General features: G+C 71.8%; 18 protein-coding genes. 11 read left to right on the forward strand and 7 right to left on the reverse strand.

Going from position 1 to position 17,268, the window contains the following annotated elements; all coding sequences use genetic code 11:
* The first annotated feature begins 148 nt into the window (after positions 1-148).
* From AB0K14_RS35825 to AB0K14_RS35855, 7 genes are all read left to right on the forward strand, one after another.
* Positions 149-1,588 (forward strand): FG-GAP-like repeat-containing protein, encoded by a 1,440-nt coding sequence (locus tag AB0K14_RS35825; protein WP_360461171.1) that lies wholly within the window; start codon positions 149-151, stop codon positions 1,586-1,588.
* 122 nt (positions 1,589-1,710) lie between these two features.
* On the forward strand, positions 1,711-2,148 hold the full coding sequence (locus AB0K14_RS35830; protein WP_360461168.1) for a DUF6292 family protein: 438 nt from the start codon (positions 1,711-1,713) through the stop codon (positions 2,146-2,148).
* The gene (locus tag AB0K14_RS35835) at positions 2,145-2,444 is read left to right on the forward strand and encodes a hypothetical protein (RefSeq protein WP_360461165.1); all 300 of its coding nucleotides are present in this window, start codon (positions 2,145-2,147) and stop codon (positions 2,442-2,444) included. Before AB0K14_RS35830 ends, AB0K14_RS35835 begins: the two co-directional genes overlap by 4 nt.
* A 185-nt stretch (positions 2,445-2,629) precedes the next feature.
* Positions 2,630-3,724, forward strand: a complete 1,095-nt coding sequence (locus AB0K14_RS35840; protein ID WP_360461162.1) for a fatty acid desaturase — start codon at positions 2,630-2,632, stop codon at positions 3,722-3,724.
* A 13-nt stretch (positions 3,725-3,737) separates the two neighbouring features.
* Positions 3,738-4,940, forward strand: coding sequence for a hypothetical protein (locus AB0K14_RS35845; protein WP_360461159.1), 1,203 nt, complete (start codon positions 3,738-3,740; stop codon positions 4,938-4,940).
* 71 nt (positions 4,941-5,011) lie between these two features.
* A complete protein-coding gene (locus AB0K14_RS35850; RefSeq protein WP_360461156.1) occupies positions 5,012-5,935 on the forward strand; it encodes a patatin-like phospholipase family protein in 924 nt (307 codons plus the stop codon).
* A 271-nt stretch (positions 5,936-6,206) separates the two neighbouring features.
* Complete coding sequence (locus AB0K14_RS35855; RefSeq protein ID WP_360461153.1) at positions 6,207-8,528, forward strand: Orn/Lys/Arg decarboxylase N-terminal domain-containing protein; 2,322 nt, start codon at positions 6,207-6,209, stop codon at positions 8,526-8,528.
* Between the two features lie 136 nt (positions 8,529-8,664).
* Here AB0K14_RS35855 and AB0K14_RS35860 read toward each other — a convergent pair whose 3' ends face one another.
* The 5 genes from AB0K14_RS35860 to AB0K14_RS35880 form a co-directional block, all read right to left on the reverse strand.
* Positions 8,665-9,639, reverse strand: a complete 975-nt coding sequence (locus tag AB0K14_RS35860; RefSeq protein WP_360461150.1) for a methanogen output domain 1-containing protein — start codon at positions 9,637-9,639, stop codon at positions 8,665-8,667.
* A 100-nt stretch (positions 9,640-9,739) separates the two neighbouring features.
* A complete protein-coding gene (locus AB0K14_RS35865) occupies positions 9,740-10,696 on the reverse strand; it encodes an anti-sigma factor RsbA family regulatory protein (RefSeq protein WP_360461147.1) in 957 nt (318 codons plus the stop codon).
* Complete coding sequence (locus AB0K14_RS35870) at positions 10,693-11,520, reverse strand: MEDS domain-containing protein (protein WP_360461145.1); 828 nt, start codon at positions 11,518-11,520, stop codon at positions 10,693-10,695. Before AB0K14_RS35870 ends, AB0K14_RS35865 begins: the two co-directional genes overlap by 4 nt.
* 151 nt (positions 11,521-11,671) lie before the next feature.
* Positions 11,672-12,301: a GTP cyclohydrolase I FolE gene (folE, locus tag AB0K14_RS35875; protein ID WP_360461142.1), complete on the reverse strand. Its 630-nt coding sequence runs from the start codon at positions 12,299-12,301 to the stop codon at positions 11,672-11,674.
* Positions 12,298-12,735 carry a hypothetical protein gene (locus AB0K14_RS35880; RefSeq protein WP_360461140.1) on the reverse strand — a complete coding sequence of 146 codons (438 nt, stop codon included), beginning with the start codon at positions 12,733-12,735 and terminating at the stop codon, positions 12,298-12,300. The genes folE and AB0K14_RS35880 overlap by 4 nt, the downstream gene beginning before the upstream one ends.
* A gap of 78 nt (positions 12,736-12,813) precedes the next feature.
* On the opposite strand from AB0K14_RS35880, the gene AB0K14_RS35885 reads away from it, so the two are divergent.
* The 3 genes from AB0K14_RS35885 (at position 12,814) to AB0K14_RS35895 (ending at position 15,699) form a co-directional block, all read left to right on the forward strand.
* The gene (locus AB0K14_RS35885; protein WP_360461138.1) at positions 12,814-13,524 is read left to right on the forward strand and encodes a helix-turn-helix domain-containing protein; all 711 of its coding nucleotides are present in this window, start codon (positions 12,814-12,816) and stop codon (positions 13,522-13,524) included.
* Between the two features lie 312 nt (positions 13,525-13,836).
* Positions 13,837-15,189: a pectate lyase gene (locus tag AB0K14_RS35890; RefSeq protein ID WP_360461135.1), complete on the forward strand. Its 1,353-nt coding sequence runs from the start codon at positions 13,837-13,839 to the stop codon at positions 15,187-15,189.
* 117 nt (positions 15,190-15,306) lie between these two features.
* Positions 15,307-15,699 carry a hypothetical protein gene (locus AB0K14_RS35895; RefSeq protein WP_360461132.1) on the forward strand — a complete coding sequence of 131 codons (393 nt, stop codon included), beginning with the start codon at positions 15,307-15,309 and terminating at the stop codon, positions 15,697-15,699.
* Positions 15,700-15,702: 3 nt separating this feature from the next.
* Here the strand turns inward: AB0K14_RS35895 and AB0K14_RS35900 are convergent, their stop codons facing one another.
* Both AB0K14_RS35900 and AB0K14_RS35905 read right to left on the reverse strand, forming a co-directional pair.
* Complete coding sequence (locus AB0K14_RS35900; protein ID WP_360461130.1) at positions 15,703-16,245, reverse strand: nuclear transport factor 2 family protein; 543 nt, start codon at positions 16,243-16,245, stop codon at positions 15,703-15,705.
* A gap of 82 nt (positions 16,246-16,327) precedes the next feature.
* A complete protein-coding gene (locus AB0K14_RS35905; protein WP_360461127.1) occupies positions 16,328-16,732 on the reverse strand; it encodes an ATP-binding protein in 405 nt (134 codons plus the stop codon).
* Positions 16,733-16,881: 149 nt separating this feature from the next.
* On the opposite strand from AB0K14_RS35905, the gene AB0K14_RS35910 reads away from it, so the two are divergent.
* Entirely contained in the window at positions 16,882-17,226 is a 345-nt protein-coding gene (locus AB0K14_RS35910; protein WP_360461124.1) for a hypothetical protein, read from the forward strand.
* Positions 17,227-17,268: the final 42 nt, after the last annotated feature.

The raw sequence follows: 17,268 nt of genomic DNA on the forward strand, positions 1-17,268 counted from the left end.
AAGAGGCGACGGGCCGTGCTCGCGCTGCAATCCAGTTCTACCGAATCGGGGAATTGTTTCCGCGCGTTCCACGGCCGAGGCAATCAACGGGAGACAACCCGGAACGCCGGGACAACCCGACCGAGCCGGTCGGACGAGGGGGAGACGCATGCCACGGCCGGAGAGCCCGGTTGACCCGCGGGCGGGAGCCGTGCCGCTGTTCGCCCACGACCTGCGCCTGCTGCGGGAGAAGGCCGGTGGCCCGCCGTACCGGGCGCTCGCGCGGCGCGCGCACTACGCCTCGGCCACGTTGGCGCGGGCGGCCGCGGGCCGCGAGTTGCCGAGCCTCGCCGTCACCCTGGCCTACGTGCGGGCGTGCGGGGGAGACGCGGAGGAGTGGGAGTGCCGGTGGCGGGCGGTCGCCGCGGACGTGACGCGTGAGGCGATCCCGGAACCGGACCGGCACCCCGAGTCGGACCAGCGACTGGAAGCGGGCCGGCGCCTGGAAGCGGAACGGCACCCCGAATCGGAACGGCGCCCGGAAGCGGACCGGCACCCCGAGCCGGAACGGCGCCCGAAACCGGAACGGCACCCGGGACCGGAACGGCACCCGGAACCGCTCGTGCCGGCCGAAGCGCTCCCGCTGCCGGAGGCGACCCGCCCCGCGATGCGCCGGCGGTGGCTGACCGCGTCCCTGGTCGCGGCGCTCGTGCTCGGCGGCACGACGTCGGCCGTGCTCGCCGCCGGCACCGACCCGCCGCCACCCCGGCCGGCCGCCGGGATGGCGGAGATGGTCGACGTCCACACCGCCGCCGACGGCACGATCCGGGCGTGGGTCAACACGGGCGACTTCCCGGGGTGGCCGTGGAGCGACCCCGTCGGCATGGTGCTCGGCCCGACCGACCCGGCGCTGACCCGCTTCGCCGACCTGGACGGCGACGGTTTCGACGAGCTGGTCCGGATCACCGCGGACGGGGCGGTCACCGCGTGGCGGAACGACAAGGGCTTCCCCGACCGCCCCTGGCACGTGTCGCTGGTCGTCGGCACCAGCCCGACGACCGACACCCACTTCGCCGACCTGGACGGGGACGGCCGGGACGAGATGATCACCGTCGACGGCGTGGTCCGCGCCTGGCCCAACACCGGCGGCTTCCCCGGCCGGCCGTGGGGCGACCCGGTCGACCTGGGCCACGCGCCGCCCGGGCCCACCTGGTTCGCCGACCTCGACGGCGACGCCAGGGCCGAGGTGGTCACCCTGGACGACACCGCCCACGTCCGGGCCAGGCGCAACACCGGCGCCTTCCCCGCCCCGCCGTGGAGCGCCGAGGTGGACCTGGGCCCGAACCTCGCCGACCCGACGTGCCTGCGCTTCGCCGACCTCGACGGCGACGGTTTCGACGAGCTGATCTCGATCAACACCGACGGCACCACCACGGCGTGGTGGAACAACCACTCCTTCCCCCGACCACCCGTGGCACGCCTCGGTGCTGATCGGCAAGGGCTGGGTCGGCGACCCGGTCCGGATCCACTTCGCCGACCTCACCGGCCCCGACCCGCGGCGCTGACTCCCGGCGTCGACCCCGGCACCGACCGTCGCGGAAGGAGCTGAATCGGAGCAGTACCGGTGTCGGTGTTTCACGGCTCGCCCGTTCGGGGTACCTGGTCGGGGCGTCAAACAGCCGGCGCGTCGACACTCACCCCGGTGTACCGGGTATAAGGCGGCGATGCGCGATGGAGCTGGATTTCGACGACGCGTTGATGCGGGGCCTGCGCGGTTACGTGCGGCGGGTCACCGAGGAACTGGGGCTCAGCGGCGAGTGCTCGTACGTGCAGGCCGAGCGGCCCGCGGTCGCGTACCTGGCGCTGGACGGCCGGCTGCCGGGGTTCCCGGACCGGGACGTGGCGCTGCTGTGGGAAGAGGACGGCGGGTGGTCGGCCGCGGTGGAGACGCACAGCGGCGAGGACGTCATCGTCCAAGCGCACTTCGGCCCGGACGTCCTGCCGTCGCCCGCGGCGGTCGCCCGGTGGGCCCGCGGCCTGTTCCGCGGTGAACTGGGTGTGCCGGCCCGAGCCCGAGGGCCGCGCCACACGGCCGACGACCTGGTCCGCCGCCTGGCCCCCTACACCGCCACCGTGCACGTGCCGATGCCGCGCGCGGAGCGGGTGTGACCGTGACCGCCCTGCCGCACGTCGCCGCGTCCAGCCAGTGGGTGGACGAGGACGGCATCCGGCAACCGTCCGGCGACGTGCACGCCTGGGCGCCCGGCACCAACCAGACGCTGTGCGGACAGGCCCTGAGCCGCAGCCGCCTCGGCCGGTTCCGGCACGTGCCCTGGACGGACGCCGTGTGGCTGTCCCAGACGTCCGAGCGGGGCCTGTGGCTGTGCCCCCGGTGCGTCGCCGCCACCACCCCGCGTGCCCAGCGCGACGGGCGAACGTGGACCAGGGTGCGCCCGCGCCCGTGAGCACCGGGCCGCCCACCGATTCTCACCGACGCAACCGATCGGAACATCCGTTCGTCATTGATCCTCGCATTATTTCCACCCGTCGGGAATATCTCGTTGTCGTGGCGAGAGGTATCGAAAGAGGGACGAGAACGCCACGCCCGTGGTAATCCTGTAACGGCCGACCAGGTCCGACGATGTCGGTCATGACGCGTGTGTGTCGCCTGCTCGGACGGAGGTGCGACGTGGTCGCGTACACGGACGTGCGGGCGAACGTGTTCCCGATTCGCAGTGGTGAGTTGGAGAAGCGGCTCCGCGACTTCCGCCGGCACGAACTCGGCCACCGCACCCACCCGTCCGCGTTGGCGAAGACCAAGGACCTCGCGCCCCGGCTGCTGCTGATGGCGTCCTCCTACACCGGCCTGCTCCTCGTCGACGAGCCGTGGACGTTCCTGTGCGCGGTCGGCCTGGCGCTGAGCGTCGTCTCGCTGCTCGGCTCCTGGTTCCACGACGCCGTGCACGGCAACGCCCGGCTGCCCCCGCTCCTCGTCACGACCGTCACCCGCCTCGCCTCGGCGCCGGTCGGGTTCAGCCCGCGGTGGTGGCAGTACAAGCACGTGCGGCTGCACCACCGCTACGTGAGCAACCCGGCGTTCGACCCGGACATCCAGTTCGGCCAGGTGGCGAGGGTGGTGGCGACGCAGCGGTGGCGCCCGCTGCACCGCGCCCAGCACGTGTACCTGTGGTTCCTCCTGCCGTTCGCCACGGTGAACATGCTCAAGCCGGGGGAGCTGTGGCAGCGCAACCGCTTCGCCTACTGCCGGGAACTCGCCGGAGCGCCGCCCGGCTGGGTGTTCCTGATCGACAAGTACGTCCCGTTCGCGGTGTTCTGGACGCCGCTGTTCCTGGTCCTCCCACTGCCGGACGCGGTGCTCGCACTGGCGGTGTTCCAGGTCGTGACCGGGACGCTGGTGTCCGTCGTCACGCAGGTCCAGCACAACACGGAGCTGGCCGAGGGCGACGACGACTACTCGATGAAGTGGCCGCTGTGCGAACAGCTGGTCAGGACGACCGACGTGCGGACCGCGCGGTTCGGGCCGTGGTGGTGGCTGAGCGGCGGCACCAGCTTCCACGTCGTGCACCACCTCGCGCCGTCGTTGTCGTTCCTGGAGCTGCCCGCCGTGACCCGCAGGCTCGACCGGTGCCTGGCCGAGATGGGGTTCACCCTGCCCGCCCACCCCACGCTGACCGCCGCGGTCAGGTCGCACGGTCGGCTGCTGCGGCAGCTGTCGACCCCTTGAGGACGCCGAACCCATGACGCAGACCGAGCAGCCGAAGACCGCGACGCCCGCGCCCGCGGAGGTGCCGGACATCCAACCGTTCCTCATCGACCCGTTGATCCTCAGCAGGCTGCGCCGCCGCAACGTCAAGCCCCTGGCGTTCTCGCTGCTGGTCGCGGTCGTCACCCTGGTGGCCGCGTCGTGGGCGGCGATGGTCTCCGGGATGTTCTTCACCACCGCCGGCCCACCGTTGTGGCAGGACTTGCTCCTGTTCGTCTTCCGGGACTCCGACCCGACGGGCACGAGGGCGGTGCCCTACCTGCGCGACTACCCGTCGCTCGTCCTCACCGTCACGATCGTGGTCTCGCTCGGCCTGGTATACGACCTCTACACGGGTGCTTCGGCACTGCACTCGGACATGGCGAAGGCCGGGTGCGTGAGCTACACCCCGGCCGGCAAGTCGGCGCTGATCGAGGCGGTCACCGACATGAACCGCAGGTTCGAGCGGCACGGGCGGTTCGCGCCGCTGACCCTGTTGGCGGCGTTCGGTTTCACCCTCGGCGTCAACCTCCTGCTGGGGTCGAAGCTCTTCGAGTTCCTCGTCCCCGGCGGCGTCTACACCGAGTGGTGGGCGAGCCTGACGCCGTTGCGGCCGGGCGGTGTCGTCTGGGTCGTCTTCGGCACGCTCGGGGTGTACGCGGTCTACGCGGAGTCGGTGCTGGGGTTGGCCTACGTCAGGTTCCTGCGCAGGTGCCGCGACGACTACCGCTTCAAGGCCAACATGGTGAACCCCGACGGGTTCTACGGCTGGTCCAGCCTCCGGCAGATCGTGTCGAACCTCGAAGCGGGCGTGGTCTGCACGTTGTTGAGCGTGTGGGCCATGTCGTTCTTCGTGCAGCCCGCGATCGGCAGCGTCGCCGCGGCACTGGTCATCGTCGTCTTCGCGGGCATCGTGATCTACGTCTTCGTCCAGGTGAACCTGAACTTCCGCAGGCAGGTGCGCCACGACAAGCTGGAGCAGCGGCGGGAGATCGCGGACACGATCTCCGGTGGCGTGGCGGACGGTTCGGAGGCGAGCCTGCTGCGCGTGCTGGTCGCCTACCGACGGCTCGAACTGGTCGAGCGGGTCCCGTCCACACCGATCCGGCAGAAGTGGTTGGTGGCGGGTGCCTTGTCGATCCTCGGGCCGTTGTCCGCGATCGTCGTGCAGCTGATCAAGTACTTCACGTCCACCTGAGAGTGAAGCACTCCTCGGATCGCGGGGACAGGCGTTCTCGTGTCGTTAGGGTTGTCGCAGAGGAGGAAGTCATGGTTTCGGTGGTGATCCAGGGCGGCGCGATGCGGTCGATCTACTGCCTCGGCGCGGTGCGCGCGCTGGTGGACAGCGGCTTGGCCAACCGGGTCACCTCGATCCACTCCGCGAGCGCCGGGTGCGTGTCGGCGGCGGTGCTGGCCAGCCACATCGCCGACGAGCAGGCACCCGCCGTCGCGGAGACGGGGCAGCGCCTGGTGGACGTGCTGGCGAACCGGAGGTTCATCAACCCCTCGCGGCTGCGCCGGATCGTCGACGTCGACTACCTGGTCACCACGATGCGCGAGCTGACCCCGATCTCGGTCGAGTCGCTCGGCAGCCGCGGTCTCGTCTTCGAGGTCGGCCTGACCGAAGCGGAGACCGCTCGCGCGCACTACATCGACATCGCGCAGGTGGCGACCGACGAGGACCTGGTGCAGGCACTGCGCGCCACGATGGCGATCCCGGCCCTGTACCCGCCGAAGGTGCTGATCGGTGGCAGGCGGTACGTGGACGGGGGTATCGCCGACCCGCTGCCGCTGCTGCGCGCCCTCGTGCGCGCGCCGAAGGTCGTCGTGGCGATCAGCAGCGTGCCCGAGCGCCGGCTCGCCCGCACCCTCCAGGGCCGTGAGGCGAGGATGATCCAGCACTTCCCGGGCATCCCGGCCACCATCAAGCACCTCATGCTGACGCTGAACCCGTTGGCGGACGCGGTGGACCGCATCGTCTCGCACGGCTCGATCGGCGGCATCCGCGTCATCCGGATCAGCCCGACGGACCCGGCTCTGGTCGGCAGTCGGCTGGAAGTGGACCCGGGGCGGCTGCGGAAGCTGGAGGAGCTCGGTTACACCGACGGGCTCGCGTCGCTGGCCACGATCGGGGAGGTCGACGGCGACGGCGTGCTGACCGCGGGCACCGACGTCACGGGAGTGGACGGCTGATCGGTCGTCCTGCGCCGGACGCGTCATCCCGGTGCCGGAGGTCGATCCGCGCTCGGGTCTGTTGCCCGGCCGGGTGAGGTGAACTCGGGTTTCGCTACCCGATGGTGTGACGTCGACCGGTGGCGTGGTGGGTTGCTCGCTCGACCGAGAGAAGCGGTTCTTCCACCGTCGAGTGGGCCTGCGCCACGGACCGGTGATTGAACCGCCAAGCCCGCGTGCCGCTCCTACGCTCGGGTGGTACCCGGTGCGGCGCCTTTAGGAGCTGATCCTCGTGACCCGGTCCACCATCCTCATCGCCGCGGAGAAGCCTGCGGAGGACAACACCGTGCCGGCGGCCAAGGTCGAGCAGGTGTGCGCGCACCTGCGCGAGTGCGGGCACGAGGTGATGGTCGTGCACTCCACCGCCGACGCCGCCTCGGCGATCACCTCGCAGGCCGACCTCGCCGCCGCCATCGTGAGCTGGGAGCTGGCCGGCGGCGCGGTCCAGCCCGCCGACACCGGTCCGGCGATCCCCGGCGGGGTGCTGCGGATGCTGCTGGACCGGTTCTCCTCCCGGCTCCCGGTGTTCCTGCTGACCACCGGCGACTACAGCGACGAGACGCCGCTGTGGGTGTCCGAGGTCATCAACGGCTGGATCTGGCTGCTGGAGGACACCCCGGACTTCATCGCGGGCCGGGTCGACTTCGCCGCGCGCCAGTACCTCGACCACATCCTGCCGCCGTTCTTCCGCGAGCTGCGCCGGTTCGACGACACGCACCCGTACTCGTGGCACACCCCGGCCCACGCGGGCGGCATCGCGTTCCTCAAGTCCCCGGTCGGGCGGGCGTTCTTCGACTACTACGGCGAGCGCCTGTTCCGCACCGACATCTCGGTGTCGGTGGGCGAGCTCGGCTCGCTGTTCGAGCACACCGGCCCGGTCGGCGAGGCCGAGCGCAACGCCGCCCGGATCTTCGGCGCCGACGAGACCTACTTCGTGCTGCACGGCACGTCGTCCTCGAACCGCATGATCATCCACAGCGCGGTGGCCAACGACGAGATCACCCTGCTGGACCGCAACTGCCACAAGGCGATCAACCACGGCGTCACGCTCGCCGGCGGGCGCCCGGTCTACCTCGTGCCGACCCGCAACGGCTACGGCATCACCGGCCCCATCCCGCCGGAGCGGCTGACCGCCGACGCCGTGCGCGAGCAGGTCCGGCGCACGCCGATCGCGGCGGACGCGGCGAGCCCGGACCCGGCGTACGCGGTCATCACGAACTCCACCTACGACGGGCTCTGCTACGACACCGTCCGGGTGAACGAACTGCTGGGCGCCTCGACCAGGGTGCTGCACTTCGACGAGGCGTGGTTCGCCTACGGCCGGTTCAACCCGCTCTACGCGCGCCGCTACGGCATGGCGGTCGACGGCGACGGGCTGCCGGAGTCCCACCGCCCCACCGTGTTCGCCACCCACTCCTCGCACAAGCTGCTGGCCGCGTTGTCCCAGTCGGCGATGGTGCACGTGAAGTCCGGCGGCAAGGCCCCGTTCGACCGGACCCGGTTCAACGAGACCTACATGATGCACGGCACCACGTCACCGCTGTACCCGATGATCGCCTCCTGCGACGTCGCGGCGGGCATGATGGACGGCCCGGCGGGCCGGTGGCTGACCACCGAGGCGATCACCGAGGCGGTCCGGTTCCGGCAGGCGATGATCCGGCTCGGCCGGCGGTTGGCCGACGCCGACGACCGGCCGCCGTGGTTCTTCGGCGTCTGGCAGCCGCGCGAGGTCACCGACCCGGCCACCGGCGAGCGGATCGCGTTCGAGCACGCGCCGCTGGACCTGCTGCGCACGGACCCGGGCTGCTGGTCGTTGGAGCCGGACGCCGCGTGGCACGGCTTCCCCGACCTCGAACCCGGCTTCTGCCTGCTCGACCCGGTGAAGGTGACGATCACCTGCCCCGGCGTGGACGCGCTCGGCGACGTGTCGGCGTTCGGCATCCCGGCCCGGGTGATCACCGCGTACCTGGAGACGCGGCGGATCGTGGTGGAGAAGACCGACGTCTACACGTTCCTCGTGCTGTTCTCGATGGGCATCACGAAGGGCAAGTGGGGCACGTTGCTCGACGCGCTGACCGACTTCAAGCAGCTGCACGACGACAACGCGCCGCTGAGCGAAGTGCTGCCGGACCTGGTGAAGGCGCACCCGGAGCGGTACGGGCGGGTGACGTTGCCGCAGCTGTGCGAGGAGATGCACCACAGCCTGGCCGAGAGCAAGATCGTGCAGCTGCTCAACGAGGCGTTCACCAGCCCGACGCCGCCCACGGCCGTGCTCACGCCGGCGGAGGCCTACCAGTGCTTCATCCGCGGCCGGACCGAACTGGTCGGGCTGTCCGACCTGGCCGACCGCGTGGTGGCCACCCAGGTCACCACCACCCCGCCGGGCATCCCGGTGCTGGTGCCCGGCGAGCGGGTCGGCTCGCCCGACGGCCCGCTGCCCCGGTACCTGCGCGTGCTGGAGGCGTTCGACCGGTCGTTCCCCGGGTTCGCCAGCGAGACCCACGGCGTGCACCACGAGGGCGGCAGGTACTGGATCTCCTGCGTGGTCGAGTAGCGGCGCACGGGTGGCGCGAGGCGGGAGGTCGGCATGCCTCAGGGCGGCGGGCGGGTGGGGTTCCTCGGCGGTCGGACGGGGTGCCTGACCGCGATCGTGCTGTCGATCCTGGTGTCGGTGCTGCTGACCGTGCTGCTCAACGCCCTGCTGTGAGCGGGCCGGGCCGATCCGGCGTGGCGGTGAAGTGGTGGGCACGGGTCGCGGTGGCGGCCGCGGCGCCCAGGTGGATCACCACCCGGCAGCCGGGGTCGCCCAGCGCGATGCGCTCTTCGAGCGTGACGGCGGCGCGGCCGGTGTTGCGCGCGGCGATGCCGCCGAACACCGAGGTGGTCATGCGGCACAGCGACGGCGAGTGCCGCACCTCCGGCCCGAACGGGCAGTGGCCGTTGACCAGCACGATCCGCTCGTCGGTCACGTCGACCACGCGGAAGCTACCGCCGATGGCCGCCTTGAGCCGGACCACGCAGTCGGCGATCTGCTCCGCCGACAGCGACGTCGCGGTGAGCTCGGTGGCCTGCCGGAACTCCAGTTCCACCTGACCGCCGATGTCGACGGCGACCTGGGCGATGGCGCGTTGCGCGGCCTCGGGCCCCTGCTGCTCCTCGACGGCGTTGGCGAGCTGCACGACCAGCGCGCGCAGGAAGCTCTCCCGGCCGAACCCGCCCGCCGGCACGGCTTCGGACAGGTGCGGCAAGGGGTTGACGGTGTGCCTGGGCGGGGTGACGGGTTCGACCTGCCGGGTGACCGGCAGCACCGCCTCGACGGTCTTGCCGACCCGGCGGGCGGCGACGGTGAACTCGGGGGCCAGCTGGGAGATCAGCCACAGCCCGCGCCCGCGGGGTTGCGCGGGGTCGGGGACGTGGTGGGGGAGGTCGAAGGTGGCGCCCATGTCGCGCACGGCCAGCACCGGGTTGGCCCCGGGCCACTCCAGCGACACCCAGACCGGGCCGTCGCTGTGGTCGATGGCGTTGGCCACCATCTCCTCGGCGATCAGCTCGGCGTCGGCCAGCTGGTCGGGCGCGGCGTCGGAGTGGCGGTCCAGGTAGGCCCGGATGTCCCGCCGCAGCGCGGACGGCACCCTCCGGTCGTTTCTGTCCAGGAACCAGTCCACAGCCGCACGTTCTTCCGGGTCGGCGGCCGCGGGGCGCGGGCCGCACGGGATGAAGGGTATTCCTCTCGCGCCGGCGTGTCAGCGGACACGCGGCCGACGATCAAGGGAGGCGCAGGAGCGCGCGCACCGTGGTGCCGTCCGGGCCGGTGTGCACGCGCACCAGGTCGGCGAGGTCGTTGACGAGCAACAGCCCCAGCCCGGACGCCAGACCGGCCTCCGGTGGTCTGCGCCCGGCCAGCGGGTCGGTCAGCCGGCCGCCGTCGCGGACCTCGCACACCACGTGGCCGTCCTCGGACCAGACGGCGAGCCGGCACGGGCCGGAGGTGTGCACGAGGCCGTTGGCGACCAGTTCGCCCGCGATGAGTTCGAGGTCGGCCAGTCGTTGCCCGGTCAGCCCGGACGCGCGGGCGCGCTCGGCGGCGAACCGGCGCGCCCGCGAGACCTCGGCGGGCCCGCCGACCGGGAACACGCGGTCGTCGGCGTAGTCGGGCAGCGGCGTGTTGTAGCGGGACACGACGCTGTCCGGGGCGTAGTGGTCGCTGGTGTAGCGCCGGTCGCCCTCCCAGACCACCGGGTGGGTCTGCCTGGCGTCCGCGATCGCCGTGGCGTCCAGCGCCGACGTGTCGTAGGGGCACAGGATGGTGACGTCCCGGCCGGTGAACGCGGCGTTGATCAGCGCTTCGTGCTGTGCGCACGCGGGGTACTCGGTGCCCGAGCGGCTCGCCCAGATCGGCTCGCCGATGATGCGCACGTGGCCGCCGGTGCGCGCGTCGGCGAACTTGCGCAGCACCCGGGGGATGATCCGACCGGGGTTGCGGCCCTCCTGGGCCATGTCGAGCATCGTCACGTGCCGGGCGCGGGCGCCCAACGCGTCGCGGAGCAGGTCGAGGCGCTTGCCGGGCACCGCCACCGCGACGGGCTGCCCCTGGTCGAGGCCGTCGGTGATGAACGGGACCAGGGCCGCCAGGTACTCCGGGTCGGAGCGGTAGAACAAGGCCGGGTGGACGAACAGCGGGTCCGGTTCGGTGCCGGTGGTGGTGTGCGTCGGGGCGCTCATGCGACGTCCTCCACCCGGACGTCGGACAGGTCGAGCAGCGTCGCGATGCGCGCCGCGCCGGGGAACGCGGTGCGCAGCACCAGCGTGGTGGAGCGGCTGCGGGCGTACGCGTCGAGGCTGATCAGCCCGCGGTGGTCGATGAACGTCAGATCGGCGCCGTCGAGCACGAGCCGCCCGTCCCGCGAGTCCGGCCGGATCCCGTCCAGCACCTCCACCAGCACGTGCCGGTTGAACATGTCGACCTCCCCGCTGAGCTCGGCGCTGTGGCCGGGCAGGGCCGAGGCGTGCAGCCGGAAGCCCACCCCCGGCATGTTGGTGCTGGGGTGCACGCTGGCCAACTGCTCCAGCGCCTGCTCGCTGAGCCGGGTCCGGTCGTAGGCGCACAGCGCGGTGAACGGGTGATCGGCCATGTACTGGTCGACCAGGTGCTCGTACTGCAGGAACGCGGTCAACTGGGCCTGGCTGCGCACCATCGGCGTGGCCTCCGCGGCCACCCGCAGCCCCTGGTACCCGGCTGTCAGCGCCTGCTCGGTGGCCGTCGCGTAGGCGCGGACCTGGTGCTCGGGGTCGATGACACCGCCGGGCTGGATCGCCTCCAGCGAGGTGACCCGCGCCGCGCCCGTGGCCAGTGCCGCCTCGATCCCGTCGACCCGGCGGACCGCCTCGGTCAGCGCGTCGCCGTGCGTCGAGCCGACGAAGAGGACCTGCTGGCCCCGCGCCAGCCCGTCGACGAGGAACTCGGCCACCCGCAGCCCGACGTCCGCCCGGTCGTCGTACGACCAGCAGACGTGGTCGTGACGGCCCAGGTCCCGCGTGTGCTGCACTATCCCCGACCTGCGCATACAGAAACCAACTTAGAGGTGCGGCCGAGGCGTGACAGCGCGATCACGCCGGCGGCGGGTCTACACGACGTCGTACTTTGCCCGGCAGTGGCAATGTACCGGGGCACGTGCCGTGCCGGCGACGGTGGTCCGCCTATCCGTGGACACCGGCCAGCGCGAAGAACTCCTGCCGTGACCGGGCGTCCTCCCGCAGCACGCCCTGCAAGGCCGAGGTCACCGTGCGGGAGCCGGGAGCGCGCACGCCGCGCAGCGACATGCACAGGTGCTCGGCCTCGACCACGACGCCGACGCCCCGCGGCGCGAGGTGTCGTTGCGGCCAGTCGGCCACCTGCTTGGTCAGCCGCTCCTGCACCTGGAGGTCGCGCGCGAACAGCTCGACCACCCGGGCGAGCTTCGACAGGCCGAGGATGCGCCCGCCGGGCAGGTAGCCGACGTGGGCCACGCCCTGGAACGGCAGCAGGTGGTGCTCGCACAGCGACTGCACCGGGATGCCGCGGGCGAGCACCAGCTCGTCGTAGTCCTCGTCGTTCGGGAACGTCGTCAGGTCGAACTCGCGCGGCGTGAGCATCTCGGCGTACGCGTGCGCGACCCGCCTCGGTGTGTCGGCCAGGTGTTCCGACGCCGGGTCCCGGCCCAGGGCGACCAGCAGATCGGCGACCGCCCGTTGCGCGGCCTCCAGGTCCATCCCGTCCCGGCCGTGAACCACCTGCAACCGCCGGGGTGCGGTCGGGCCGCGCAACGGCCGCGGCGCGGGCTCGGTCATGCCGCCCCTCCGCGGTGGCCGGGCGCGTGCCGCACGGCCAGGCGGGCCAGCGCCACCGCGGCCACGAGCAGGCCGAAGTCCCGCAGCGCGACGTCGTGGTGGTCGGGGATGGTCAGCAGGTTGACGATGATCCCCGCCAGCCAGGCCGCGACCAGCAGCCCGCCGAACCTGGGCGCGACCGCCACCGCGACGCCCGCCAGGACCTCCACCACGCCCACCGCGTACATGGCCTGCTGCGCGGTGCCCGGCACGATCCCGTCCACCCAGGGCGCGAGGTACCGCGGCCAGTCGGTGAGCAGGCCGGCGAACTTGTCCAGCCCGAACAGCACGGGCGCGACGGTGAACACCGTCCGCAGCAGCAGGAACGCCTGGTGGGCGGGGTCGGAACGCAGCACTCGACCCGTCGGGTCGACGCCGGACACCTCGGTGGCCATGACATCCTCCTTCTAAAGACAACTTCGGCTAACCTTAGAACCGTCCGCCCTATTTCGTCAACGGAAGTGGTTTTTAGAATGGCCGAGCAGGACCAGCCGCCGGTGTCGCCCGTGTCCGCCGTCGCGGCCCTCGACGAGCCGACCCGCCGTCGGCTGTACGACTTCGTGGTGCGCCGCCCCGCGCCGGTGAGCCGGGACGAGGCCGCCGAAGCCGTGTCGGTGCCGCGCACCACGGCCGCGTTCCACCTCGACCGACTGGTCGCCGAAGGGCTGCTGGAAGTCGTCCACGAGCGCCGCACCGGCCGGACCGGTCCCGGCGCCGGGCGGCCGTCGAAGCTGTACCGCCGTGCCGCGGCGCAGATCTCGGTCTCGCTGCCCGATCGCCGCTACGAGCTCGCGGGGCTGCTCCTGGCCGACGTCCTGGCCGAGGTCGAGACCTCCGGTGAGCCGCCGCGCGCCGTGCTCCACCGACGTGCCCGCGACCTCGGCCGGGATCTCGGTGAGGACGCCCGCGCCGCGCGCGACGGCGAGGAGGGGCGACTCGCCGCGCTGCGCGCGCTGGAGAGCTTCGGGTTCGAGCCGCGCGCGTCCGACGACCTGGGGGACGCCGAGATCGTCCTCGGCAACTGCCCGTTCCACAGCCTGGCCCGCCGGCACACCGAACTCGTGTGCGGGATGAACCTCTGCCTGCTCGACGGATTGCTCGACGGGCTCGCCGGCACCGGGTTGGCCGCACACCTCGACCCCGCACCCGGTCGGTGCTGCGTCCGACTCGCGCCGACCGACTGACATCGCGTTCGGCGGGGAAACCGCGCCGATGCCGACAATGGGTTTTCGGGCGACATTTGTTCACAAGTGTGACCGCGATCGGCCGATGTTGTTCACGAATATGACCGGTGATCGGCGGCCGAGCCGTTGACCTCGACGTTCGACGGAATCCGATCACCGGCGGCCGGCCTGCTCGAAAACCGTCGTTGACCAGTGGCTCGCCCGCCATCTAGCATTCGGCGGGAAAGCGGTTTCCCGCTGTGTCCTGCATTCTTATCCGGGTGTCGAAGAGAGCCGATCCCGGCATCCGGTAAGTGAGAAGTGGAGTTTGTCATGAGCACATCGGATCAAAGTCGATCCGGGCGGCACGCACCGCCACGCCGCACGAGGTGGCGCACGGGCCTGGCGGCCGCGGCGGCGGCGACGGCGTTGGTCGGCACCTTCACCGCGTGGTCCGCGGTCACGCCCGCGCAGGCCGCGGTCGGCGCCGGGACCTACACGGTGAAGAACGCGGGCAGCGGGCAGTGCCTGGTCGTGCCGGGCGCGAGCACGTCGAGCGGCGTGCAGCTCCAGCAGGCGTCGTGCGCCACCGACGACAGCCAGCGGTGGGCGCTGACCGCGGTCAGCGGCGGGTACCGGATCACCTCCGTCGCGACCGGCCTGTGCGTCGGCGTCCGGGACGCCTCCACCTCGGCGGGCAAGGTGATCGAGCAGGAGTCGTGCACCGGTGGCGCCAGTCAGACCTGGGCGCTGACCGCGAGCGGCAGCGACTACCGGGTGGTCAACGCCAACGGCGGCAAGTGCATGAACACCAAGGACAACTCCACCGCCGCCGGCGCGCCCGTGCAGACCAACTCCTGCGACGGCGTGGCCACCAAGCAGTGGACGTTCACGCCGACGAGCGGCGGACCGACCTCGACGTCGACCTCCACGTCGACCTCGACCTCGACGTCCACCTCGACGTCGACCACCACCCGGACCACGACGACCACGTCGCAGCCGGGTGGCGGCGACGGCAGTGGCCCGTGGCCGAGCGACACCGGCAGCGTGCACCAGACCACGACGCGCAACGTGGGCACGTACTTCAACGGCGGGATGAAGCGGCACTACGGGATCGGCGACGGTGGTCAGGGCGAGAGCCAGGACCCGATGTTCGTGGTGGCCAACGGCGGCACGATCGAGAACGTGATCCTGGATTCACCGGCCGGTGACGGCATCCACTGCGAGGGTTCCTGCACGATCCGCAACGTGTGGTGGAACGACGTGGGCGAGGACGCGGCGACGTTCCGGTCCTCCAGCTCCTCGGCGACCTACCTGGTCGACGGCGGCGGCGCGAGGTCGGCGTCGGACAAGGTGTTCCAGCACAACGGCGCGGGCACGCTGACCATCCGCAACTTCCAGGTCAACGGCGCCGGCAAGCTCTACCGGGCCTGCGGCAACTGCGCGACCTCCTACCAGCGGCACGTGGTCATGGACGGCGTCACGGCGCGGTCGACGAGCGTGCTGGCCGGCATCAACACCAACTGGGGCGACACGGCCCGCTTCTCCCGGATCACGGTCTACGGCAGCACCACGATCTGCGAGAAGTACCAGGGCGTGCCCAAGGGCTCGGAGCCGAAGAAGATCGGTGAGGGCGCGGACGGCAAGAACTGCTTCTACTCGTCCTCGGACATCACCCAGCGCTAGTCGCGGCGATGGGACACGGGTCGGGGCCGCGGCGCGAAGTCGCGGTCCCGACCCGCGCGTTCGGTTACCGTGTGGAACGACCGGGCGTGGCGTGACCAGGGGCAAGGGGCAACAGCGGTGACCAGCTGGATCGACGTGATCAACTATGTCCGGACGCGGTACGAGGTCATGGAGGAGACCGACAGCTGGCTGCGCTTCCGGCTGGACACGGGGGAGGGCCGGACCCAGCAGGTCTCCGTGCACCACGTGCCGGAGTCGGACGGCGTGGCCTGGGTCGAGATCTCCTCGGCCGTCGGCCGGGCCGACGAGATCGACCTGAGGCGCCTGCTGGAGCTCGCGGGCACCTCGGCCGTCGGCGCCGCCGCGGTGGTGGACGGCGTCGCCCTGCTCAAGCACACCGTGCCGTTGGAGGACCTGAGCGTCCGGGAGGAGTTCGCGCGCCCGTTGATGCTGCTCGTCACCGCCGCGGACGAGTTCGAGCACGAGTTGACGCGAGGCGACCGGTTCTGACCCTCACGCCGGTAGGCCGATGACGGTCCGGTCGCCGGACTCCCAGACGGGCGTCATCGTGACCGCGTCGATCCGCCAGCCGCGGCCGGTGCGGACGAGGCGGTAGTCGTAGCGGCCGCCCAGCGCGTACAGCCGGCCTCCGACCAGCGGGCCGTCCCGGTGCGTGGCCTGGAAGTCGGCGGTGACCCTGGCCCGCGCGCCCTCGACGTGCGCGGTCTGGTTGCCCAGCAGGTGTTGGGTGGCCGACAGGTGCCCGAGGTCCGCCCGCCAGCCCGCCACCAGGTCGGCCGCGGCGACGGTGGACGGCGCACCGCCGACCAGGCCGGTGTAGTCGACCCGCACCTCGTCGGCGAACACCTCGCGCAGCGACTCCCACTGCTTCAGGTCGAACCGCACGGCCATCTGCACGGTCACCGCGACGGGATCCCGGTCGACCGCCGCCTCCGCGAACGCCGGACCGCTCGCCACCACCGAGCCCGCGGTCACACCGGCCCCGACCAGCAGGGTGCGGCGGGTCAGTCGATCGGGTGTCGGTTTCTCGCCCATGGTCAGCGATCGTGGCGTGACCGGCGGTCCGCCGTCCAAGACCCGGCCCCATAACCGGGGCGCATGGACCCGGGTCGGCCGGTCACGACAGCGGCAGTTCCGCCCACACGGTCTTGGTCTCGGTGCCGAGGTAGGTGCCCCAACGGCGGCACGACAGGTTGTCCACCATGAGCAACCCGCGGCCGCGGAACGCGCCCAGGCGTGACGTCCCGGCCACCGGCAGGCGGTCGGGGCTGCCGTCGTCCACCTCGATCCGCAGTGACCGCTGGTCGTGCGACCGCCGCACGCGCAGGCGTCGTGGCCCGCGGGCGTGGTCGTAGGCGTTGGACACCAGTTCCGTGCAGACGAGCATGAGGTCCTGCAGGAGGTCTTCGGCCAGGTCGGCGAGGACGGTGGCCAACCACTGCCGGATCTGCGCGAGCGGTGGCACCGGCATGCTCAGGTCGACGCTGATTCTCGCGGCCAGCGCGTTCTCCGACAGAGTCATCGCCACCCCCAGGCGCTACAGCCGCCCTGCTTGGTCAAAACGGCCTCGGCACAGCGGGGTACCCGGCGATCCGCGCCCGCACACCTCGCGTTGCGCGCCTGCGGGTGAGCACATGCCGTGTCACGCATCGTGATTTACTCTGACTGATCGTGAGCGAGGAGACGGTTCCGGTGGACGACCCGATCGCGGTGCTGCGCACCGCGGTCGACGCGGCGGTGCGGTCCGTGCTGCGCCTCGACCCCCACCACGCCGACGCCCGGCAGGAGATCAACCGGGTGCTCGCCGAGTTCACCGCCACAGTCGCACCGGTGTGGGACCGCTTGCCCGCGTTGGCCGAGCTGACGCCGAACGGCCCGGTGTCGGCCACGCTGGGGTTCATGCGCGACGCCGAGGGCCAGGCCGCCGCCGGTGACGTCCAGGCGGCCCGGGTGTTCCTGCTCGCCGGCCGCACCGCGCTGTTCCGCCTCGCCCGCAGCGCACCGGAGGGCGGTTGACGGCCGGCGCGACCGGCCGGCGGGGTCCGGCCGGCGCGGTTC

The organism is Actinosynnema sp. NPDC050801 (assembly GCF_040673975.1).
Lineage (GTDB): Bacteria > Actinomycetota > Actinomycetes > Mycobacteriales > Pseudonocardiaceae > Actinosynnema.

Coding starts and splice junctions, on each gene's coding strand:
- AB0K14_RS35865 (WP_360461147.1), bottom strand. CDS start 10,696: ATGAGCGCCCCGACGCACACCACCACCGGCACCGAACCGGACCCGCTG.
- AB0K14_RS35890 (WP_360461135.1), top strand. CDS start 13,837: ATGAGCACATCGGATCAAAGTCGATCCGGGCGGCACGCACCGCCACGC.
- AB0K14_RS35845 (WP_360461159.1), top strand. CDS start 3,738: ATGACGCAGACCGAGCAGCCGAAGACCGCGACGCCCGCGCCCGCGGAG.
- AB0K14_RS35900 (WP_360461130.1), bottom strand. CDS start 16,245: ATGGGCGAGAAACCGACACCCGATCGACTGACCCGCCGCACCCTGCTG.
- AB0K14_RS35830 (WP_360461168.1), top strand. CDS start 1,711: ATGGAGCTGGATTTCGACGACGCGTTGATGCGGGGCCTGCGCGGTTAC.
- folE (WP_360461142.1), bottom strand. CDS start 12,301: ATGACCGAGCCCGCGCCGCGGCCGTTGCGCGGCCCGACCGCACCCCGG.
- AB0K14_RS35880 (WP_360461140.1), bottom strand. CDS start 12,735: ATGGCCACCGAGGTGTCCGGCGTCGACCCGACGGGTCGAGTGCTGCGT.
- AB0K14_RS35905 (WP_360461127.1), bottom strand. CDS start 16,732: ATGACTCTGTCGGAGAACGCGCTGGCCGCGAGAATCAGCGTCGACCTG.
- AB0K14_RS35885 (WP_360461138.1), top strand. CDS start 12,814: ATGGCCGAGCAGGACCAGCCGCCGGTGTCGCCCGTGTCCGCCGTCGCG.
- AB0K14_RS35840 (WP_360461162.1), top strand. CDS start 2,630: ATGACGCGTGTGTGTCGCCTGCTCGGACGGAGGTGCGACGTGGTCGCG.
- AB0K14_RS35825 (WP_360461171.1), top strand. CDS start 149: ATGCCACGGCCGGAGAGCCCGGTTGACCCGCGGGCGGGAGCCGTGCCG.
- AB0K14_RS35850 (WP_360461156.1), top strand. CDS start 5,012: ATGGTTTCGGTGGTGATCCAGGGCGGCGCGATGCGGTCGATCTACTGC.